Here is a 17978-nt window from a genome sequence, read left to right on the forward strand (position 1 = left end):
TGGTCGGGGATGCGTCTTTTGGAGGTTCCGGTGAGGGCGACATGACCGGCTGATTAGTCTCGGTCGGACGTGGACGCCGACTCCTCGGGATGGGCCTTGACCGAGACGACCGTGGCCGACTGGCTGCCGGAGGACGATGAGCTGCCGCCCGATGGCTGGGGCCGCAGGCAGCGTCGTGGTCCTGGGGTGCCGTGGGCGTTCCTGTGGGTGATCGCGCTGCTGGTGGCGGGCAGGCTGCTGCTGGCGCCGTACCTGACCGCGCCCGCGTTACGGACCTGGGCGACGATCTTCGTGGCCGTGTGTGTGCAGGCGCTGCCGTTCCTGGTGTTCGGGGTCGCGTTGTCGGCGGCGATCACGGCGTTCGTGCCCGCCTCGTTCTGGACCAGGGCGCTGCCCAGGCGGACCTACGCGGCGGTGCCCGTGGCCGGGGTGGCGGGGGCCGTGCTGCCGGGGTGCGAGTGCGCGTCGGTGCCGGTGGCCTCGGGGCTGATGGCGCGCGGGGTGGCGCCCGCGGCGGCGCTGGCGTTCCTGCTGTCGTCGCCGGCGATCAACCCGGTCGTGCTGGTGGCCACGGCGGTGGCCTTCCCCGGGCAGCCGGGGATGGTGGTGGCGCGGTTCGGCGCCTCGCTGGCGACAGTCGCTGGCGGCGGGCGGGGTGAGCGACCTGCGCGTCGGCGAGTTCATCGGCCGCGCGTACGGCGGGCGCGATGAGCTGGTCGGCAAGCCGGGGCGGCCGTCGAGGGCAGGCCGCCCCGCCGGAGGACAGCTGGTGGAGGTCACGGGGACCTGGATCCCGTGGAAGGGCGGCAAGGTGCCCACCGGCTTCGTCCCGCCCGCGCTGACGGCCTCGAGCGTCAGGAAGGTCGACCAGCCCGCGGAGCCCTACGAATGATCTCACTTCTCCCAGATATTGATCTTGGAGTCGATGTCCTGCTGGGTGTCGCCGGCACGCAGGTAGTACTGCAGGGCCCGGCCGTACGGCAGGAGCGTCTGGAGAGAGGTGCTGACGATGGGCACGGGGTTGTAGACCCATCCCTGGCTGCCGTCTTTGTTCGGTTTCGGGTAGCGGGGCACGCCGATCCGCGGTTTGCCGTCCGGGAGGATGGTGCCGTCCTTGGCGTGGTAGCTCCGGCCCATCCCGAACTCGCGCAGCGCGTTGGTCGGGCCGGCCTTGCGCACCTGGATGGCCCAGCTCTTCACCATCATGCTCATGCTGAGCCTGGAGTAGTCTCCCGCGCCGTTGTCCTTGCGCACGATCGTCGCCGCCCAGCGGGCGCCGAGGAACTCCTCGTTGGCGGTGAAGGCGCGGCCCGCGCTGGTCTGCCGCAGGGTGGCGAAGGCGCGCTGGTTGATGTCCATGAGCCCGGCCACCGCCCGCCGCATCAGCAGCTGAAGCCTCCGCATGAAGGTCACCGCGAGTGCGAGCAGATGCCCGGTCCGGGTCGCCGCGGTCGCCGAGGTCCGGTTGACCGCCACTATGGCGTTCGCCCTGGCGAATCCCGCGGTCGGGCCCATGAGGCACTGGTAGGCCAGGCAGTAGTACACCGCGATGGTGATCGCGTCGGCGATGACGCCCTTCACGATCCCTTCGAACGTCCCCATGACGGAGCTGGTGAGCTGCAGCATGGCCGAGACCTGGTCGGAGCTGTGCCCGGTGTCCTCGATGCCCTCGCCCAACGCGGTGAGCCGCTCGAACGCCTCCCGCGCCGCGGCGCCATCCCACGAGCCCCTGGCCAGGGTACGGCGAATGCCCTCCATGAAATCCTCGCCAAGCCCGTGGCACCCTTTGGAGAGGCTGTCGAAGTTGTACGCCGCCTGTCCGATCCTGACCGGGTCACCCGTGAACCAGTCGGCCGTGTCCTTCGTCCAGTAGAACGCCCGTGTCACGAACGAGACCCCCGCGAAGACGGCCAGGGCGAGCGGGTCCGTGCGGTACCACTGGAGGGCCCGGCCGGCCTGGAAGACCGCGCCGCTCAGATCTGTGGCCAGCATGGCCAGGTCGGTGGTGATGTTGTACTTGTCGTCGCTCCGCAGGTCACCGATGAAACGGATCGTGTGGAGGATCGAGGCGCCCCAGGAATTGAGCGGGAAGGGCGCACCCTCGATCAGCCCGTAAGCGGTCCGGTGATCCCGGTAGAGCCGCGAAGCGGGGTTGAGCCTGCGTAACACCTCCTCCTCCCGGTCGATCCTGGTCGCGCCGAGCATTTCGACGAGCACCCGCTCGACTCCGGAGTAGTTCCTGGACGACGCCGTGATCCGCTCGTGGGCGCCGTCGAAGGCCTCTTCCAGGTTCTTGAGATGTGCGTCGCATTCGTCGATCAACGACACGCAGGCGCCGTGGAGGTAGATCTGGCCGAGCAGGCCCCACGGGTGCAGCGCGTGCAGCGGGTCCGTCGCCTTGGTGAGAGCCCGCCGGAGGGTGCTGGTGCGGGAGCGGAGCACGTCCACGCCACGCGCCGCGTCGCCGAGGGAACCGTGGTCAACTCCGAGTTCCATGCCGCTCCATCCGGTTCCGCTGATCGGCGCCTCTGCGGAGATCACCATACATGCGGTCAAACCACACCACTGGTCGCCGTCAAGCGGACCTTCCGTCTAAGGGCCGGAAGCGGCTAGCGGTGGGCCGTCAGGGTGTAGGTGTCGTGGGCGCAGCCGGTGATGCGCCAGCCGTTCGGTGTCTGGCGGGTGGTGAGGCTCGTGAGTCCGGTACTGCGGACGACCGGCTGGGTGCCGCCGGGGAACCAGATGTCGAGGCCGCACCCGGCGCCCTTGCCCTGGACCGTGAGGCTCGCCTGGTCCGACGTGAGGCTGGTCAGGCGGCCGGGCGCGGATCGGGGGTAGGGGCGCGAGAGCTCGGCGACGTACTCGGGGGTCGGGGGCAGGTCCTTCCCTGTGGCACAGTCCTCGATCATGAGGTTGCCGCCGGTCTTGGATCCGGCTCCGGCGTGGGCGTCGCCGCAGGACTGCTTCCAGACCCAGAACGCGCCGCCGATGCGGTGCCGATCCTCCTGGTCGGTGTATCTCGTGATCGGGGCCGAGGCGGCGTCGCCGAACCAACCCCATTCCCCCGACCAGAGCCCGGCGCCGTAGTACGCCGCCGCCCGGACGGCCAGGTCGAAGCCGCGCTCGATGCTCGTGATGGTGAGGCCGGTGCCCTGGTCGATGGTGATCGACTCGTTGTAGAGGTGGGGGGCGAAGACGAGCAGCCGGTCGTCGGTGAAGTCCTTGGGCACCGAGACCTCGAAGCCGAGCCCCGACCAGAGCACGGACGGCTCGAAGAAGACCAGGTGCGGGAAGCCGCGCTTCTCGCCCGCCCTGATGGCCTTGATCGCCCGGTCGTAGTAGCGGCCGAGCAGGACGCCGGAGGTGATCGGCGGGGCCTCGCCGAAGCCGGGCTCGTTCAGCAGGTCGTATCCGGCGACCATCGGCTCGCTCGCGAACCGCTCCGCCAGCATGCCCCAGGCGGCGACCAGGCGGGTCTGGATGCCGTCCCTGTCCTGGTAGAAGTTGGTGAAGGCGCGGGCGACGGCCGGAGAGATGTCGCGCCCGGTGAACTCGCACCTGGGGGCGCCGTCGAAGCGGTCGGCCCAGGTGGGGGCGCCGTCCCAGCCGTGCATCGGGGAACCGTTCTCGCAGGTGGTGCCTGGGGCGGCGTTGACGCCCTTGCCCCAGGCGTCCTGGTGCATGTCGATGACCGTACGCAGCCCGTGCTTGGCCGCGGTCTCGACGGCCCAGGAGATCCTGGCGAGGTAGGCCGGGTCGTAGTGGCCTGGCTGGGGTTCCAGGGCTGACCAGGACAGGGCGAGGCGGATGACGTTGAAGCCCATCCGCTCCATGCCGGCGAAGTCGGCCTCGGTGAGCGGTCGCGTCACCGCCTTGTCCGGAAATTTCTGGAAGTAGTCTTCGAGCTGGTTGACGTTCACGCCGCGCAGCAGCACCTCGTTGCCATCGGCGTCGACGATCCTGCGGTCGGCTGACAGTGTCAGGCCCTTGGTGCGTGGAGGCTGCGCGCTGCTGCTGCCAGGCTGCAGGAGCGGTACGGCGAGCGCCGCCGCGGCCACGACAGCCGCCATCGACACCGGCACGACGCCCTTACGCGCCGGGAGGAGGACAGCTCTCCGCGCCGGGAGAGGGGTGGCTCCCCCTGCCGAGGGGAGGGCGGCACTTGGGACAAGGGCGGTTCTTTCCGCCGGGAGGAGGGCGACGAGGGTCGCTGTTGCCAGGGCGAGGAGGGCGCCGAAGGAGAGCGCGGGGGCGAGGCGGAGCATGATCGCCGGTGCCCAGAACGTGTCGCCGCCCGCCAGATCGTTAGGCAGCCCGATGGCCACCTCGACCAGGCCCAGCGTCGCGGCCGCTCCCAGCGCGGAGATCCCGGCCACGACGGCCGGCGGCGAGGTGGCGGTACCGAGCCAGCGGTTCAGTGCCCAGGTCGTCACGCCGAGCAGGGCGACGGCGGCGAGACAGCCCAGCGGTCCCGCCTCGGGCGCCGGGGCCAGCGGGGAGTCGCCGATGGCGTACCCGACGGGTGACCCGCCCCACCACACCCCGCCGACCAGCGCACCCGCGACCACGGCCACCCCCGCCGCCACCCACCCCGCCCCCGAAGCCGGCGTGAAAGGCGGGCTTGAGGTGGGTGGCGTGAGGCGGCGGCGTAGAAGCTGCGTGAGCCAGGTGGCGGCCAGGACCGGAAGGCCGAAGACCGCCGCCTTGACGCCGGTGAAGCCCGTCGACCACGCCAGGTAGACCACATCACCGAAGGCCATCACCAGCGACATCACCAGCTTGGCCGCCATCGCCGACCACACCACCGCGCCCCACACCAGCAGTGCCGTACGCAGCGGAGCCCGCCCGCGCGCGACCACCCAGGCCAGCACCCCGACGCCCGCCAGCAGCAGCGGCACATAGACGGCAGGTGCGGCCACCTGCCAGAGCCCGGCGACGGGGAACAGCTCGGCCCCCGTCCACGTGTACGGCGCGGCCAGCCCCGACGGGTCGAACGCCGCCCCCAACGCGATGACGGCGGCAAGCACGACAACGGCGACCGGCGACAACCAGCGGTTCCTCATAGTGTCAGCGACCATATATGAGCATCGTTCACATTTGAAGAGCCAAGCCCTCCCGATCACCGTGAACGGGCGGGCCTACCTGCGAGGGCTGATCACGATCTGATCGGGCCTCGACACGCGTGATCCCTAGTCCGGCGCCCACTGCTGGATCATCGTGGCCATCTGGCGTAGCACGTCGACGAAGGTCTCGCGCTGCTCGGGGGTGAGTGCGGCGTAGTGCTGGCGCTGCTTCTCCCGGAGGGCGTTCCGCTGGCGCTCCACCAGGTCGCGGCCGTGTTCCGTGAGGGTGACCAGGACCTTGCGTTCGTCGTCGCTGGAGCGCTGCCGGGTCACCACGCCCTGTTGCTCCAGTTGCTTGAGCATCCGGGTGGCGCTCGGCCCCGATACACCCGCGTGCGCGGCGATCTGGCTGACCAGCAGCGGCCCGTGGATGGCGACCGCGTCGAGCAGGAGGAGCTGGGACAGCGACAGGCCCGACGCCGTGTGCGCCACCCGTCCACGGTTGCGGCGCATCGCCGTGAACAGGTCGTGCGACGCGCTCACGAACTCCTCGAAACCCTGATCATCGGCGTTGCTGCTGGTCACACGCGTCATTCTAGCCACTGGCTAGCCAGTTGAATAGATAGCATGCTACTTATTGCTGTGTTAGGTAATTGAGAGGAGCTCGACATGCGTATCGACGTGCACGCCCACCTGTGGAGCCGGCCGTACCTCGACCTGCTGGAGAGGTTCGGCAACACGGTCACCGGGGTCCACCGCGGCCTCGGCGCGGGCCCGACCGAGCAGGAGCTCGAGGCGCGCTTCGCGTTGATGGCCTCGGCAGGCATCGATCTGCAGGTGCTCTCGGCGACCCCCGCGTCGCCGCACTTCGCCGACCAGGCCGACGCGGTTCAGGCCGCGCGTGTGGTCAACGACGAGTACGCGGAGCTGGTCCGGCGGTTCCCCGACAGGTTCATGGCCTTCGCCTCGCTGCCCTTCCCGCACACCGACGCCGCCCTGGTCGAGCTGGACCGAGCGCTGGGCGAGCTGGGGATGCCGGGTGCGGCGGTCACCACGTCGGTGCTCGGTCGTTCCCTGACCGACCCGGCGTTCTTGCCTGTCTACGCGGAGCTCGACCGCCGCGCGGCGGTCCTCTACGTCCATCCCGCCGGGGCGGGCGCCCACTCGTCGCTGATCGGGCCCACCATGACCTGGGAGATCGGCGCGCCGATCGAGGACACCGTGGCGATCACGCACCTGATCCAGGCCGGCATCCCCAGCAGGTTCCCGCGACTGAAGATCGTCACGTCGCACCTGGGAGGCGCGCTGCCGATGCTGCTCGAGCGGCTCGACCGGCAGTACGCCTGGGAGGCGCCGGACACCCCGGAGAAGCCGAGCGTCGCCGCCCGCCGGATGTGGTTCGACACCGTCGGCCACAACCACACCCCGGCCCTGCGCGCCGCGGCCGAGTCCCTCGGCGCCGACCGGCTCCTGCTCGGCACCGACTTCCCCTATCAGGCGGGCGAGGCCTTCCGCGAGGCGGTCACCTACGTCCAGCGATCCGGCCTACCGGACCAGGACATCAACGCCGTCCTCGACACCACGGCCGCCGAACTCCTCGAACGCCCCAAGCCCTGACCTGCAGGCGCACGGCTGTCATGCCAGGACGGGCCGTGTTCAGGGCGGGCTCAGTGGCGCGACAGCGCAGGGCGCGATCGTCTGCGGCATGAAGATTCGTCCCCGCACCGTCACCATCACCGGCATCCTGCAGCTGCTGTTCGCCGCGCCCTTCTGTGCGCTAGAACGCGGGAGGGCGCTTCTCCTTCAGTGCCGCGAGGCCTTCCTGCACCTCCTGACCGGCGAAACCGAGGAACTCGAGTGCGAGCGCGGCGTCGAAGTGCGGCATGGCGGCTCGGAGCCAGGAATTGAGTGCCTGTTTGGTCCACCGCAGGGCGTCGGGGGCGCCGGAGGCGAGCCGGGCGGCGATCTCCCCGGCCCGGTCGAGGACGTCATCCTCGTCGACCGCGAGGGACACCAGGCCGATGCGCTCCGCTTCAGCCCCGTCCAGTGGATCGCAGGTGAGCAGGTGATACTTGGCCTTGGCCAGCCCGCACAGCAGCGGCCAGACCAGGGGAGCGTGGTCGCCGGCGGCCACGCCGAGCTTGGTGTGACCGTCGATCAGCCGGGCGTTGTTCGCGACCACGGAGACGTCGGCGAGCAGTGCCACCACGAGCCCTGCTCCCACCGCCGCTCCACGCACCGCGGAGACGACCGGCTTGGTGAACTCGATCAGGTTGGTCACCAGTTCCCTGGCCTCGCGCAGACCCGCGATCCTGGCCTGCGGGTCGTCGGCCAGGCTCTGCACCCAGTCCAGGTCGCCGCCGGCGCTGAAGGTGCTGCCCGCCCCGGTGACCAGGACGGCGCGCACCCGGTCGTCGGTCTCGGCGTCGCGCCAGATGCGGGTGATCTCCGCGTGCCCCGCCGCGTCCAGCGCGTTGGCGCGGCCGGGGTTGTGGATGGTCACCTGCAGCACACCGTCTGCCGTCCGGCTCAGCCTCAGTCGCTGGTAGCCCGCGTAGCGATCCATGATCCTCCTTGATTCAATATCGATCGATCGATACAATAACTCCATGCTGCTTGATCCTGGAATCCCGGCCGAGGTAGAGCTTCGCCATCAGGGGCGGGTGTCCGTGGTGACGCTCCGCCGACCGGAGGTGCGCAACGCCCTGTCCCGGCGCATGCTGGGCGATCTGGTGGACGCGCTGGTCGAGGCCGACCAGTGTGAACAGACCGGTGCCATCGTGCTGACGGGAGAGGGATCGGCGTTCTGCTCGGGGGACGATCTGGGCGAAGCCGCCGCGACCGACGCGGAGGCGTTCGACGGGACCATCGCCTTGCTCCAGCAGGTCACCGCGATCCTGCTCGAGGCGGGCAAGCCGAGCGTCGCCGCGATCAACGGCGCGGCGGTGGGAGGCGGGCTGGAGCTGACGCTGGCCTGCGATCTGCGGGTGGCCGCCCAGCGCGCCGTTTTCGCCTGTCCCGAGGTGGCGTGGGGCCTGGTGGGTACGAACGGGTCGTCGTGGCTCCTGCCCGCCGTCGTCGGGTACGGGCGTGCGCGGGACATGTTGCTGACCGGGTGGACCTATGACGCGACCTGGGCCCTGACGGCCGGCCTGATCAGCGAGGTGCTGCCCGACGACCAGGTTCTCGACCGGGCCGTGACGCTCGCCGAGGAGCTGGCGAGCCGCTCGCGGGCCGTACATCTGACGCGGCGGTTGCTGAGCGAGGCCGCCAGGGAGGACATCGCGCACGCGCTGGAGCGCGAGGCGGTGGCCGTGGGGGAGGCGCGACGCAGCGACGCGGCCGAGGCGAGCCTGCGCGAGTTCGCGGCTCGCCGGGTGAACGGAGGGATACGGCGATGATTCTCAGCGACCTGGTCGAGGCGCACGCGCGGCAACGGGCGGATCATCCGGCCCTGCGGATCGAGGACGAGACCCTCACCTACGGCCAGCTGGCCGAGCAGGTCAGGGCGGTGGCCGCGGGCCTGGCGGCGAGCGGCGTGCGTGCCGGGCAGACCGTGGCGTTCGTCCTGCCCAACTGCGTCGAGTTCGTCGTCGCGTGGCTGGCGCTGGGCCGGATCGGGGCCGTGGCGGCGCCGGTCAACACGGCGCTGCTCGGCGACGGGCTCGCGGCCGTGCTGCGGATGTCCGGGGCCGAGGTCGCGATCGTCGACGAGCAGTTCCTGCCGGCGATCGCGGAAACGGGGGGGATCCTGCGCACGGTCTTCGTCCGAGGCCGTACCGGGGTGATGAACTTCCGGGCGTGGGCCGAGCTCACGGCGTACTCCGGCACCGCACCGCGCCACGAGGCCCGGCCAGGAGACCCGAGCATCCTGCTGTTCACCTCCGGCAGCACGGGCCGGTCGAAGGCCTGCGTGCTCCCGCATCGATACGTGCTGCGGCAGGCGGAGGTCTTCACCGGGCAACTCGGCCTGACGGCGTCCGACGTGCTGTTCTGTCCCTTCCCGCTGTTCCACGCCGACGCCGCGATCTTCACCGTCGCTCCCGCGTTCCTGCTGGGCGCGACCGCGGCGCTGGTGGCGCGGTTCTCCGTACGGTCCTTCTGGGAGCAGGTCCGCCGCTACCACGCGACCGTTTTCGACTTCATGGGCGCCACCCTGACCATGCTGTACAAGCAGGAGCCCGCACCCGGCGACGCCGACAACCCGGCCCGGCTCGGCTGGGGCGTCCCGCTCCCTGAGTGGGCGGAGGACTTCGAGCGCAGGTTCGGGGTCGAGCTCGTCGAGGTGTACGGGCTCAGCGACACCGGCATCGTGCTGTACAACCGTCCCGGAGAGCCGCGCCGCCCGGGTTCGTGCGGTCGTCCCGTGCACCCGTTCGAGGTCAAGGTGCTGGGCCAGGACGGGTTCGAGTTGCCGAGCGGCGAGGTGGGGGAGATCTGCATCAGGCCGCTCGAACCGCATGTGATCTTGAGTGAGTATCTCGGCATGCCGGAGACCACCGTCCAGGCCTGGCGCGACCTCTGGTTCCACACCGGCGATCTCGCGCATCGGGACGAGGACGGCTACTTCTACTTCGCCGGGCGCGGGGCGGACGTGATCCGCCGGCGCGGCGAGAACATCTCCGCCCTGGAGATCGAAACCGTGGTCGGCCGGCATCCGGCCGTGCTCGAGGTGGCCGCGTTCGGCGTGCCGAGCGAGCTCACGGAGGAAGACGTGATGGTCGTGGTGACGCTCCGGCCAGGCCGGGAGCTGGAGGCGCGCGACCTGCTGGCCTACTGCCAGGAGCGTCTGCCTCGCCCCATGGTGCCGCGCTACGTCGAGTTCACCGGCCCCCTGCCCAAGACACCCACCGAGAAGGTCGACAAACGCGTGCTGAAGGAACGCGGTGCCGGCCGCTCCACCTTCGACCAGGAACAGGAAAGGGCCTCTCCATGACCGACAACTCCCGCACCGCGATCGTGACCGGCGGTGCCAAGGGCATCGGCGCCGCGATCGTCCGCAGGCTCTCGCGGTACGGCGCGGCCGTCGCGATCGTCGACCTCGACGAGACCGCGGCCGGCGAGCTGGCCGCCGAACTGCCGGACGCGTTCGCCGTGGCGGCGGACGTGGGCGATCACGCCGGGCTCACCCAGGCGTTCTCCCAGGCGTGCGACCGCCTGGGCGGCCTGGACGTGCTGGTCAACAACGCGGGCTGGGACCACGTCCAGCCCTTCGCCGACACCAGCCCCGATCTGTGGGACAAGCTCCTCCACATCAACCTGAAGGGCGTGTTCAACGCCACGCATCTGGCCATCCCGCGGCTCGTCGCCCGCGGTGGCGGCCGCATCGTCAACGTGGCCAGCGACGCAGGCCGCGTCGGCTCCTCCGGCGAGGCGGTGTACGCCGCCTGCAAGGGCGGCACGATCGCCTTCACCAAGTCCATCGCCAGGGAGACCGCGCGCCACGGCATCACCGTCAACTGCGTGTGCCCCGGCCCCACCGACACCCCGCTGCTCGAGGAGATCAAGCGGGACGAGCGCGCCAGAGCCACGATGGACGCGATCGTCCGCGCCACTCCCAACCGCCGCCTGGCACAGCCCGAGGAGGTCGCCGAGGCGGTCGCCTTCTTCGCCGCCGCGCCGGCCCACGTCACCGGCCAGGTGCTCTCGGTCAGTGGCGGCCTGACCATGGCAGGGTGATCTGACAGCGGTGATCGCGGTCCGGTAGGTTCGACTGATACGAGAAGGCCTGGTGACACGGTAGGAGCTGCGATGCCGCGCGTGCGCGCCTCAGAGGCGGCGGAGACTCCCCGCCGCATCCGTGAGGCGGCCATCAGCCTGTTCGCCGAGCGTGGTTTCCACGGCACAGGCATCCGCGACATCGCCACGCAGGCCGGGGTCACCCTGTCCTCGCTCTACCACCACTTCGGGAGCAAGGACGATCTGCTGGTGGACATCATGTTCTCCAGCACCGAGCCGCTCAGGCGCGCCGCCGAGCGTGCCGGCCAGGCGCTGGAGAGGCCCTCCGAGCGCCTGGCCATGCTGATCGAGCAGCACGTGTGGGAGCACGTCACCGACCGCCTGGCCAAGATCGTCAGTGACACCGAGGTCAGGGCCCTGTCGGGGCAGCGCCGCGACCGCGTGGTCGGCCTCCGCGACGCCTACGAGAACGTGTGGCGGACCACCGTGGAAGAGGGCGCCGCCACCGGCGAGTTCACCGTCGCGCATCCGAAGGCGCTGACCATCGGCCTGCTGGAGATGTGCACCGCGGTGTCCCACTGGTACCAGCCCAGCGGGGATCTCGCGCTGCGCGAGCTCTGCCGTACCTACGCCGACGGCGGGCTGGGGCTGATGCGCGCCACGAGGAACGGGCGCCCGGTGCGGCGCGCGGACCTCGACATCGGCGAGCCCACGCGTTTCCTTCAACACTGATCGACGCCTGTACGTCACTTCTTCGCATAGCCAGGCAGTTATTGTATCGATCGATCGAATCAATTAGGCTGCGGCGCACACGCCGAGAAGCGTGTCGACATCCGCGTCAGCCGGAGGAGGCAGCCATGCCACACCACACCGATCCGATCTCCGCAAGAACGTTGAGGCGGGCCCTGAGGCCGCGTCACCTGTCGATGATGGCGCTGGGCGGCATCATCGGAGCCGGCCTGTTCGTCGGCTCAGGGGCGGTCATCCACACGGCCGGTGCGCTGGCGCCGGTCGCCTACGCGATAGGCGGGCTGATCCTGCTGCTCGTCATGCGCATGCTCGCCGAGATGGCCGCCGCGCGGCCATCGGCAGGATCGTTCTCGGACTACGCCCGGCTCGCCCTGGGCGACGGTGCGGGGTTCATCATCGGATGGACCTACTGGTACTTCTGGGTGGTCGTGGTGGCCTTCGAGGCCATCGCCGGAGCCAAGATCATCGGAGGCTTCCTCCCGCACGTCCCGCTCTGGGTCATCTCCGCCGTCGTCATGGGGGTGATGAGCGCGCTCAACCTGCTGTCCGTGCGCGGCTTCGGTGAGGCCGAGTTCTGGTTCGCGGCCGTCAAGGTCGTGGCGATCGTGGTCTTCCTGGCGATCGCGCTCGCCGGGTTGTTCGGCGTCCTGCCGGGTCAGCGGGTGCACGAGGTGGCCATCGGCGTCGGCTCGCTCACGCCCGCGGGGGCCGCAGGAGTCCTGAGTGCCATCACCGTCGTGGTCTTCTCCTACTTCGGCGCGGAGATCGTCACCGTCGCCGCGGCCGAGGCCACCGACCCCGTCACGGCTGTCACCCGGGCGGCCGGCACGGTGGTCTGGCGGGTCGTCATCTTCTACGTCGGCTCGATCAGCCTGATCGTGTTGCTGGTCCCCTACGGGGCGATCAAGGCGGGCGAGAGCCCGTTCGTCACGCTTCTGGACCGTCTCGGCATCCCGGGCGCGGCACTGGCCATGCAGGGGATCGTGCTGACAGCCGTCCTGTCCGTGCTCAACGCCGGCATCTACACCGCGTCCCGCATGCTCTTCGCTCTCACCGCACGGGGCGAGGCTCCCCGGGCTCTGGCCAGGACGACGACCAGGGGCACGCCTATCGGCGCGATCCTGCTGAGTACGGTGGCCGGCTGGGTAGCCGTGGCCGTCGCCTACCTCGCACCCGAAGCCGTCTTCGCTTTCCTGCTCAACGCCGCGGGCAGCGTGGCGTTGGTGATCTACGCCGCGATCGCGGTCTCCCAGCTGCGGCTGCGCCGGCTCAGCGAACAGGAAGGCGGGGCCATGCCGGTCAGGATGTGGGGCCACCCGTACCTGAGCTGGTTCACCCTCGTGCTGCTGGTGGCGGTCGCCGTCGGCATGCTGATCCTTCCTGATGCGCGTGAGCAGCTCGGGCTCGGGCTCATCGCGCCCGCCGGAATCACGGTGATCTATCTCGTCCGGCGGCTGTTCGGGCTCCGGCCCGCGTCCGTCCGGGAGGCCGTCACCAGCGTGGAGGGGAGATGACCGGTCATCCGCGGCACGTGACCGTCATCGGCGGAGGCACCATGGGGTGCGGCATCGCCGGTCTCATGGCCGAGGCCGGCAGCGCGGTCACCCTCGTCGAGGTGGAGCAGGCTGCGGCCGACCGCGCCGCGGAACGCGTCCGCCGGGAGTGGCCAGAGCACGCCGACGCGGTAGGGACGGCCAGTGACATCCGGCGCATTCCCGCTAGTACGGACCTCGTCGTCGAGGCCGTGGCCGAGCAGGCCGAGCTGAAGATGGATGTGCTCGCGGCCGCGGCCCAGGCGGCGCCGCACGCGGTTGTCGCCACCAACACCAGCTCCATCGCGATCAGCCGGCTGGCCAGGGCCGTCAGCGACCCCGGCAGGTTCCTCGGGCTGCACTTCTTCAACCCCGTGGCCAGATCGGCACTGATCGAGATCGTCACCGGCGAGCAGACCGCGCAGGAGACCGTACGGCTGGCGAAGGGCTGGTGCGAAGCGTGGCAGCGTACGGCAATCGTCGTGCGCGACAGTCCCGGGTTCGCCACCAGCCGTCTCGGGGTGCTCCTCGGCCTGGAGGCGATCCGCATGGTGGAGGAGGGCGTGGCGGAGCCGCACGACATCGACGCCGCCATGGTCCTGGGCTACCGCCATCCCGTCGGGCCGCTGCGCCTCACCGACCTGGTCGGGCTCGACGTCAGGCTCGCCATCGCCGAATACCTCAGCGGCGAGCTCGGTGACCGGTTCTCGCCGCCGCGGCTGCTGCGGGAGATGGTCGGCGACGGCCTGCTCGGCCGCAAGACAGGCCAGGGCTTCTACACCTGGACCCAGCGCTGACGGACGGAACAGAAACCCATGTGCAATGAAGTGATCACCCAGTTCGCCGACGGCGTTGCCGTCATCACGATCAACCGGCCCGACGCGCGGAACGCGATCGACCGTGCCGTGGCCGAAGGCATCGCCGCCGCGATGGACGAGCTCGACAACCGCCAGGACCTCAAAGCCGGGATCATCATCGGCGCCGGCGACGTCTTCTGCGCCGGGATGGACCTCAAGGCGTTCCTGCGGGATGAGCGCCCGTTCGTGCCGGGCCGCGGGTTCGCGGGGCTGGTCGAGGCACCTCCGCGCAAGCCGCTGATCGCCGCCGTCGAAGGGTACGCCGTGGCGGGCGGGTTCGAGCTGGTGCTCGCCGGGGACCTGGTGGTGGCCGCCGAGGACGCCAGGTTCGGTCTGCCGGAGGTACGGCGGGGCCTGGTCGCGGCCGGTGGTGGCCTGTTGCGGCTACCGCGTCGCGTGCCGTACCACGTCGCCATGGAGCTCGCGCTGACCGGCGGGTTCATGACCGCGGAGCGGGCGTACGCGCTCGGGCTGGTCAACCGGCTCGTCCCTCCGGGAGGAGCGCTGGCCGAGGCGCGGCGGCTCGCCGCCGCGATAGCCGGGAACGGGCCGCTGGCGGTTCACGTCACCAAGCAGGTGATCGCCGAGTCGGGGGATTGGCCGGCTGATGTCGCCTTCGAGCGGCAGCGGGAGCTGACCGCGGCGGTCTTCGCCTCCCGTGACGCGGTGGAGGGGGCCCGCGCCTTCGCCGAGAAGCGTCCGCCCGTGTGGACGGGGGAGTGAGATACGGCCTTACTCGCTCCTCACCTTCCGATAGCGCAGCTCGAGCCCGTCCAGGAGAGCGTCGAGACCGGCGGCGAACGCGCTCTCGTTGATCTCCTGCTGGCGCTCGGCGAGCAGGTGCGCCTGGTCGAGGTGCGCGTAGCTGCCCTCGTAGACCGTCGCGTCGTCGGGGAACCCGCCGGCGAAGGAGCCGAGCGCGGAACCGGTGATGAAATACCGCATCAGCGCCCCGATCCGGGTGGCCTCACGGCGAGGCCACCCGGCGGCGACCAGGCCCCCGAAGACGGCGTCGGCGATGCGCAGCGCGTTCGGGCGCCGGCCGGGCCCCCGGGCGACGACGGGAACGATGTTGGGATGCGCGGCCAGCGTGGCACGGTAGGAGGCCGCCCACGTGGTCAGGGCCGAGCGCCAGTCGCCGTCGCCGGCCCCCAGTCGGGCGAACATCGAGGTGTCCACCTCGCCCAGGACGCAGTCCACGAGCAGGTCGATCAGCTGCTCCTTGGTAGCCACGTGGTTGTAGAGCGACGGCCCGCTCACCGCGAGCTCGGTGGCCAGGCGCCGCGTGGAGACGGCGTCGAGCCCCTCGGTGTCGAGCAGGACCATGGCCGCCTCCACGATCCGGTCCCTGCTCAGCAATGGTCGGCGTGGTCGTGCCACGGGCCACCTCCTTCGCTAAAACTTGCACCGCTAGTTTATCTGGACTAGCATCCCGGGCAAAACTTGCACCGCTAGTTTTAGGAGCAGGCATGGACCTGGCCCTGTCAGAGGAGCAGCTCGCGGTACGGCAGCTCGCCGCCGAATTCGTCGACCGTGACATCGCTCCGCACGCCGCGGACTGGGACCGCGCGGAAAGCGTCGACCCGACGATCGTCGGCCGGCTCGGCGAGCTCGGGTTCCTCGGCTTGACGATCCCGGAGCAGTACGGCGGATCCGAGGGAGACCACCTCGCCTACTGCCTGGTGCTGGAGGAGCTCGGACGCGGCGACTCGGCGGTGCGCGGCATCGTTTCGGTCTCGCTGGGCCTGGTCGCCAAGTCGATCAACACCTACGGCAGCGAGGAGCAGAAGCTGCGCTGGCTGCCCGGCCTCACCAGCGGCAGCGCGCTGGGATGCTTCGCGCTCACCGAGCCCGGCAGCGGATCCGACGCGGCCGCGCTCACCACCCGGGCGCAGCGCGACGGCGACGACTGGCTGATCAGCGGTTCCAAGATGTTCATCACCAACGGCACCTGGGCGGACGTCGCCCTGGTCTTCGCCCGCACGGGTGGGCCAGGACACCGGGGTATCACGGCATTCCTCGTGCCGACGGACACCCCTGGCCTGGAGCGTCGGGAACTCCACGGCAAGCTCGGGCTGCGCGGGCAGGCGACCGCCGAGCTCGTGTTCGACTCCGTGCGGGTCCCAGGGGACGCCCTGCTGGGCGCCGAGGGCAAGGGGTTCTCCGTCGCCATGGCGGCGCTGGCCAAGGGCCGCATGTCCGTCGCCGCGGGGTGCGTGGGCCTGGCCAGGGCGTGCCTGGAGGCGGCCGTCGCCTATGCCGGGCAGCGTGAGCAGTTCGGCAAGCCGATCGCCTCGCACCAGCTGGTCCAGGACCTGCTCGCGAACATCGCCGTGGACGTCGACGCCGCTCGGCTGCTGGTGTGGCGGGTCGCCGACCACATCGACCGCGGCCTGCCGTTCGCCACCGAGTCATCGATGGCGAAGCTGTACGCCAGTGAGGCGGCCGTGCGCGCCGCCGACAACGCCATCCAGGTCTTCGGCGGTTACGGCTACATCGACGAGTACCCGGTCGCCAAGTACCTCAGGGACGCCCGCGTCATGACCCTCTACGAGGGCACCAGCCAGATCCACAAGCTGCTCATCGGCCGAGCCCTGACGGGCGTCGCCGCCTTCACCTGAGAGGCACCCATCATGCGTCCCGTCTACTTCGCCGCCGCCCGCCGTACGCCTATCGGCAAGCTGTGCGGCTCACTTTCGACCGTCCGTCCCGACGACCTGGCCGCCACCACCCTTCGGGGCCTGATCGCGGGCGTGAAGACCCTCGACCCCGCCCGGATCGACGACGTCTACTGGGGCGCCGCCAATCAGGCGGGCGAGGACAATCGCAACATCGCGCGCATGAGCGTCCTGCTCGCGGGCCTGCCGCACGACATTCCCGGCGCCACCGTCAACCGGCTGTGCGCCTCGGGAATGGAGGCGGTGACGAGCGCCGCCCGTGCCATCGCCGCGGGCGAGGCGGACGTCGTCGTGGCAGGCGGCTCCGAATCCATGAGCCGCGCGCCTTTCGTGCTGGCCCGTCCCGAGGATTCCTTCCCCCGCACGCTGCAGACGCACGACACCCGGCTCGGCTGGCGGCTCGTCAATCCGCGCATGGCCGACCTGCACGGTGTCCTCGCCATGGGCGAGACCGCGGAAGAGGTCGCCAAGCGCTACCGCATCACCCGCGAGCAGCAGGACGCCTTCGCTCTGCGCAGCCACCGGCGGGCCGCCGGCGCCCAGCGCGACGGCGATTTCGACCTCGAACTCCTGCCGGTCGAGCGCCCCGACGGCGTCACGGTCACGACCGACGAATGCGTCCGCCCCGACACCTCCGCCGAGCGGCTGGCCGCGCTGAAACCCGCCTTCCGCCCCGATGGCACCGTCACCGCCGGCAACGCGTCCCCGATGAACGACGGCGCGGCGGCGCTGCTGCTGGTGAGCGAGGAGGCTCTGGCGGAGCTGGGGGTCGAGCCGCTCGGCCGCTACGTCGCCGGGGCGGCGGCAGGCGTGCATCCCGACGTGATGGGCCTCGGTCCCGTCCCTGCCAGCCGTAAGGTGCTCGCGCGTGCCGGCCGGCGGGTCGGCGACCTCGACACGGCCGAGATCAACGAGGCGTTCGCGGCTCAGGTCCTGGCCTGCGTCCGTGACATCGGCATCGATCCCGATCGGGTCAACCCCGATGGCGGGGCGATCGCGCTGGGTCATCCGCTGGGCTGCTCGGGCGCGCGCATCCTCACGACCTTGCTCCACCGCATGGCGCGTACGGGCGCGAGGAACGGATTGGCGACCATGTGCGTGGGCGTGGGGCAGGGCGCGGCCGTCCTCGTCCAGCGCGACTGACATGACCTCCGAGTCCGGTCTCCCGATCCGCTTCCTGGCCGCGGCGCTGCGGAGGATCACTCCCCGCCGCGGCGCCCGCATCGCCCTCCTGTGCCCGCACAGGGTTGGTCCTTGCCGCGTACATCACGCCGTCCTCGCCGCGGGCGCGACGGCTGTACGGGTGGGTCCGCAGTTGACCGCTCACGAGATCATGCGGGTCCTCGTCGACACCAGTGCCGTCCTGCTGCTCTGCCACAGCGACCTCGTGACCGAGGGAGCCGAGGCGGCGCGGCTGGC

At 70.6% G+C, this 17978-nt stretch carries 17 protein-coding genes and 1 pseudogene; 13 read left to right on the forward strand and 5 right to left on the reverse strand.

The window, feature by feature from the left end; translation table 11 throughout:
* The first annotated feature begins 96 nt into the window (after positions 1 to 96).
* Positions 97 to 711: a permease gene (locus tag KIK09_RS29435; RefSeq protein ID WP_372455687.1), complete on the forward strand. Its 615-nt coding sequence runs from the start codon at positions 97 to 99 to the stop codon at positions 709 to 711.
* Positions 656 to 892, forward strand: coding sequence for a hypothetical protein (locus KIK09_RS29440; RefSeq protein WP_214322641.1), 237 nt, complete (start codon positions 656 to 658; stop codon positions 890 to 892). The genes KIK09_RS29435 and KIK09_RS29440 overlap by 56 nt, the downstream gene beginning before the upstream one ends.
* Before the next feature lie 2 nt (positions 893 to 894).
* Here KIK09_RS29440 and KIK09_RS29445 read toward each other — a convergent pair whose 3' ends face one another.
* From KIK09_RS29445 to KIK09_RS29455, 3 genes are all read right to left on the reverse strand, one after another.
* Positions 895 to 2496 (reverse strand): hypothetical protein, encoded by a 1602-nt coding sequence (locus KIK09_RS29445; RefSeq protein ID WP_214322642.1) that lies wholly within the window; start codon positions 2494 to 2496, stop codon positions 895 to 897.
* A gap of 113 nt (positions 2497 to 2609) precedes the next feature.
* Positions 2610 to 5063, reverse strand: coding sequence for a glycoside hydrolase family 5 protein (locus tag KIK09_RS29450; protein WP_214322643.1), 2454 nt, complete (start codon positions 5061 to 5063; stop codon positions 2610 to 2612).
* A 126-nt stretch (positions 5064 to 5189) separates the two neighbouring features.
* Positions 5190 to 5648: a MarR family winged helix-turn-helix transcriptional regulator gene (locus KIK09_RS29455; protein WP_308164352.1), complete on the reverse strand. Its 459-nt coding sequence runs from the start codon at positions 5646 to 5648 to the stop codon at positions 5190 to 5192.
* Positions 5649 to 5732: 84 nt separating this feature from the next.
* On the opposite strand from KIK09_RS29455, the gene KIK09_RS29460 reads away from it, so the two are divergent.
* The gene (locus KIK09_RS29460) at positions 5733 to 6680 is read left to right on the forward strand and encodes an amidohydrolase family protein (protein WP_214322644.1); all 948 of its coding nucleotides are present in this window, start codon (positions 5733 to 5735) and stop codon (positions 6678 to 6680) included.
* Between the two features lie 160 nt (positions 6681 to 6840).
* Here the strand turns inward: KIK09_RS29460 and KIK09_RS29465 are convergent, their stop codons facing one another.
* Entirely contained in the window at positions 6841 to 7629 is a 789-nt protein-coding gene (locus KIK09_RS29465; RefSeq protein WP_214322645.1) for an enoyl-CoA hydratase/isomerase family protein, read from the reverse strand.
* Between the two features lie 43 nt (positions 7630 to 7672).
* On the opposite strand from KIK09_RS29465, the gene KIK09_RS29470 reads away from it, so the two are divergent.
* The 7 genes from KIK09_RS29470 to KIK09_RS29500 all read left to right on the forward strand — a co-directional run bounded on the left by KIK09_RS29470 (position 7673) and on the right by KIK09_RS29500 (position 14604).
* Complete coding sequence (locus KIK09_RS29470; protein WP_214322646.1) at positions 7673 to 8464, forward strand: enoyl-CoA hydratase/isomerase family protein; 792 nt, start codon at positions 7673 to 7675, stop codon at positions 8462 to 8464.
* Positions 8461 to 9999 carry an AMP-binding protein gene (locus tag KIK09_RS29475; protein ID WP_214322647.1) on the forward strand — a complete coding sequence of 513 codons (1539 nt, stop codon included), beginning with the start codon at positions 8461 to 8463 and terminating at the stop codon, positions 9997 to 9999. The genes KIK09_RS29470 and KIK09_RS29475 overlap by 4 nt, the downstream gene beginning before the upstream one ends.
* Positions 9996 to 10742, forward strand: a complete 747-nt coding sequence (locus KIK09_RS29480) for an SDR family NAD(P)-dependent oxidoreductase (protein ID WP_214322648.1) — start codon at positions 9996 to 9998, stop codon at positions 10740 to 10742. The genes KIK09_RS29475 and KIK09_RS29480 overlap by 4 nt, the downstream gene beginning before the upstream one ends.
* A gap of 72 nt (positions 10743 to 10814) precedes the next feature.
* A complete protein-coding gene (locus KIK09_RS29485; protein WP_214322649.1) occupies positions 10815 to 11474 on the forward strand; it encodes a TetR/AcrR family transcriptional regulator in 660 nt (219 codons plus the stop codon).
* A 125-nt stretch (positions 11475 to 11599) separates the two neighbouring features.
* On the forward strand, positions 11600 to 13006 hold the full coding sequence (locus KIK09_RS29490) for an amino acid permease (RefSeq protein WP_214322650.1): 1407 nt from the start codon (positions 11600 to 11602) through the stop codon (positions 13004 to 13006).
* Complete coding sequence (locus KIK09_RS29495; RefSeq protein WP_214322651.1) at positions 13003 to 13821, forward strand: 3-hydroxyacyl-CoA dehydrogenase family protein; 819 nt, start codon at positions 13003 to 13005, stop codon at positions 13819 to 13821. The genes KIK09_RS29490 and KIK09_RS29495 overlap by 4 nt, the downstream gene beginning before the upstream one ends.
* Positions 13822 to 13839: 18 nt before the next feature.
* On the forward strand, positions 13840 to 14604 hold the full coding sequence (locus KIK09_RS29500) for a crotonase/enoyl-CoA hydratase family protein (protein ID WP_214322652.1): 765 nt from the start codon (positions 13840 to 13842) through the stop codon (positions 14602 to 14604).
* 9 nt (positions 14605 to 14613) lie between these two features.
* Here KIK09_RS29500 and KIK09_RS29505 read toward each other — a convergent pair whose 3' ends face one another.
* Entirely contained in the window at positions 14614 to 15261 is a 648-nt protein-coding gene (locus KIK09_RS29505) for a TetR/AcrR family transcriptional regulator (RefSeq protein WP_214322653.1), read from the reverse strand.
* An 89-nt stretch (positions 15262 to 15350) separates the two neighbouring features.
* Between KIK09_RS29505 and KIK09_RS29510 the strand changes: the two genes are divergently transcribed.
* The 3 genes and pseudogenes from KIK09_RS29510 to KIK09_RS60660 all read left to right on the forward strand — a co-directional run.
* On the forward strand, positions 15351 to 16502 hold the full coding sequence (locus KIK09_RS29510) for an acyl-CoA dehydrogenase family protein (protein WP_214322654.1): 1152 nt from the start codon (positions 15351 to 15353) through the stop codon (positions 16500 to 16502).
* A 12-nt stretch (positions 16503 to 16514) separates the two neighbouring features.
* The gene (locus KIK09_RS29515) at positions 16515 to 17702 is read left to right on the forward strand and encodes a thiolase family protein (RefSeq protein WP_214322655.1); all 1188 of its coding nucleotides are present in this window, start codon (positions 16515 to 16517) and stop codon (positions 17700 to 17702) included.
* Between the two features lies 1 nt (position 17703).
* Positions 17704 to 17937 (forward strand): annotated as a pseudogene (locus KIK09_RS60660) (AMP-binding protein); the annotation flags it as partial.
* Positions 17938 to 17978: the final 41 nt, after the last annotated feature.

It is taken from the genome of Nonomuraea sediminis, from assembly GCF_018531495.1.
GTDB classification, from domain to species: domain Bacteria; phylum Actinomycetota; class Actinomycetes; order Streptosporangiales; family Streptosporangiaceae; genus Nonomuraea; species Nonomuraea sediminis.

Coding starts and splice junctions, on each gene's coding strand:
- KIK09_RS29445 (WP_214322642.1), bottom strand. CDS start 2,496: ATGGAACTCGGAGTTGACCACGGTTCCCTCGGCGACGCGGCGCGTGGC.
- KIK09_RS29450 (WP_214322643.1), bottom strand. CDS start 5,063: ATGAGGAACCGCTGGTTGTCGCCGGTCGCCGTTGTCGTGCTTGCCGCC.
- KIK09_RS29460 (WP_214322644.1), top strand. CDS start 5,733: ATGCGTATCGACGTGCACGCCCACCTGTGGAGCCGGCCGTACCTCGAC.
- KIK09_RS29465 (WP_214322645.1), bottom strand. CDS start 7,629: ATGGATCGCTACGCGGGCTACCAGCGACTGAGGCTGAGCCGGACGGCA.
- KIK09_RS29470 (WP_214322646.1), top strand. CDS start 7,673: ATGCTGCTTGATCCTGGAATCCCGGCCGAGGTAGAGCTTCGCCATCAG.
- KIK09_RS29475 (WP_214322647.1), top strand. CDS start 8,461: ATGATTCTCAGCGACCTGGTCGAGGCGCACGCGCGGCAACGGGCGGAT.
- KIK09_RS29480 (WP_214322648.1), top strand. CDS start 9,996: ATGACCGACAACTCCCGCACCGCGATCGTGACCGGCGGTGCCAAGGGC.
- KIK09_RS29485 (WP_214322649.1), top strand. CDS start 10,815: ATGCCGCGCGTGCGCGCCTCAGAGGCGGCGGAGACTCCCCGCCGCATC.
- KIK09_RS29490 (WP_214322650.1), top strand. CDS start 11,600: ATGCCACACCACACCGATCCGATCTCCGCAAGAACGTTGAGGCGGGCC.
- KIK09_RS29495 (WP_214322651.1), top strand. CDS start 13,003: ATGACCGGTCATCCGCGGCACGTGACCGTCATCGGCGGAGGCACCATG.
- KIK09_RS29500 (WP_214322652.1), top strand. CDS start 13,840: ATGTGCAATGAAGTGATCACCCAGTTCGCCGACGGCGTTGCCGTCATC.
- KIK09_RS29510 (WP_214322654.1), top strand. CDS start 15,351: ATGGACCTGGCCCTGTCAGAGGAGCAGCTCGCGGTACGGCAGCTCGCC.
- KIK09_RS29515 (WP_214322655.1), top strand. CDS start 16,515: ATGCGTCCCGTCTACTTCGCCGCCGCCCGCCGTACGCCTATCGGCAAG.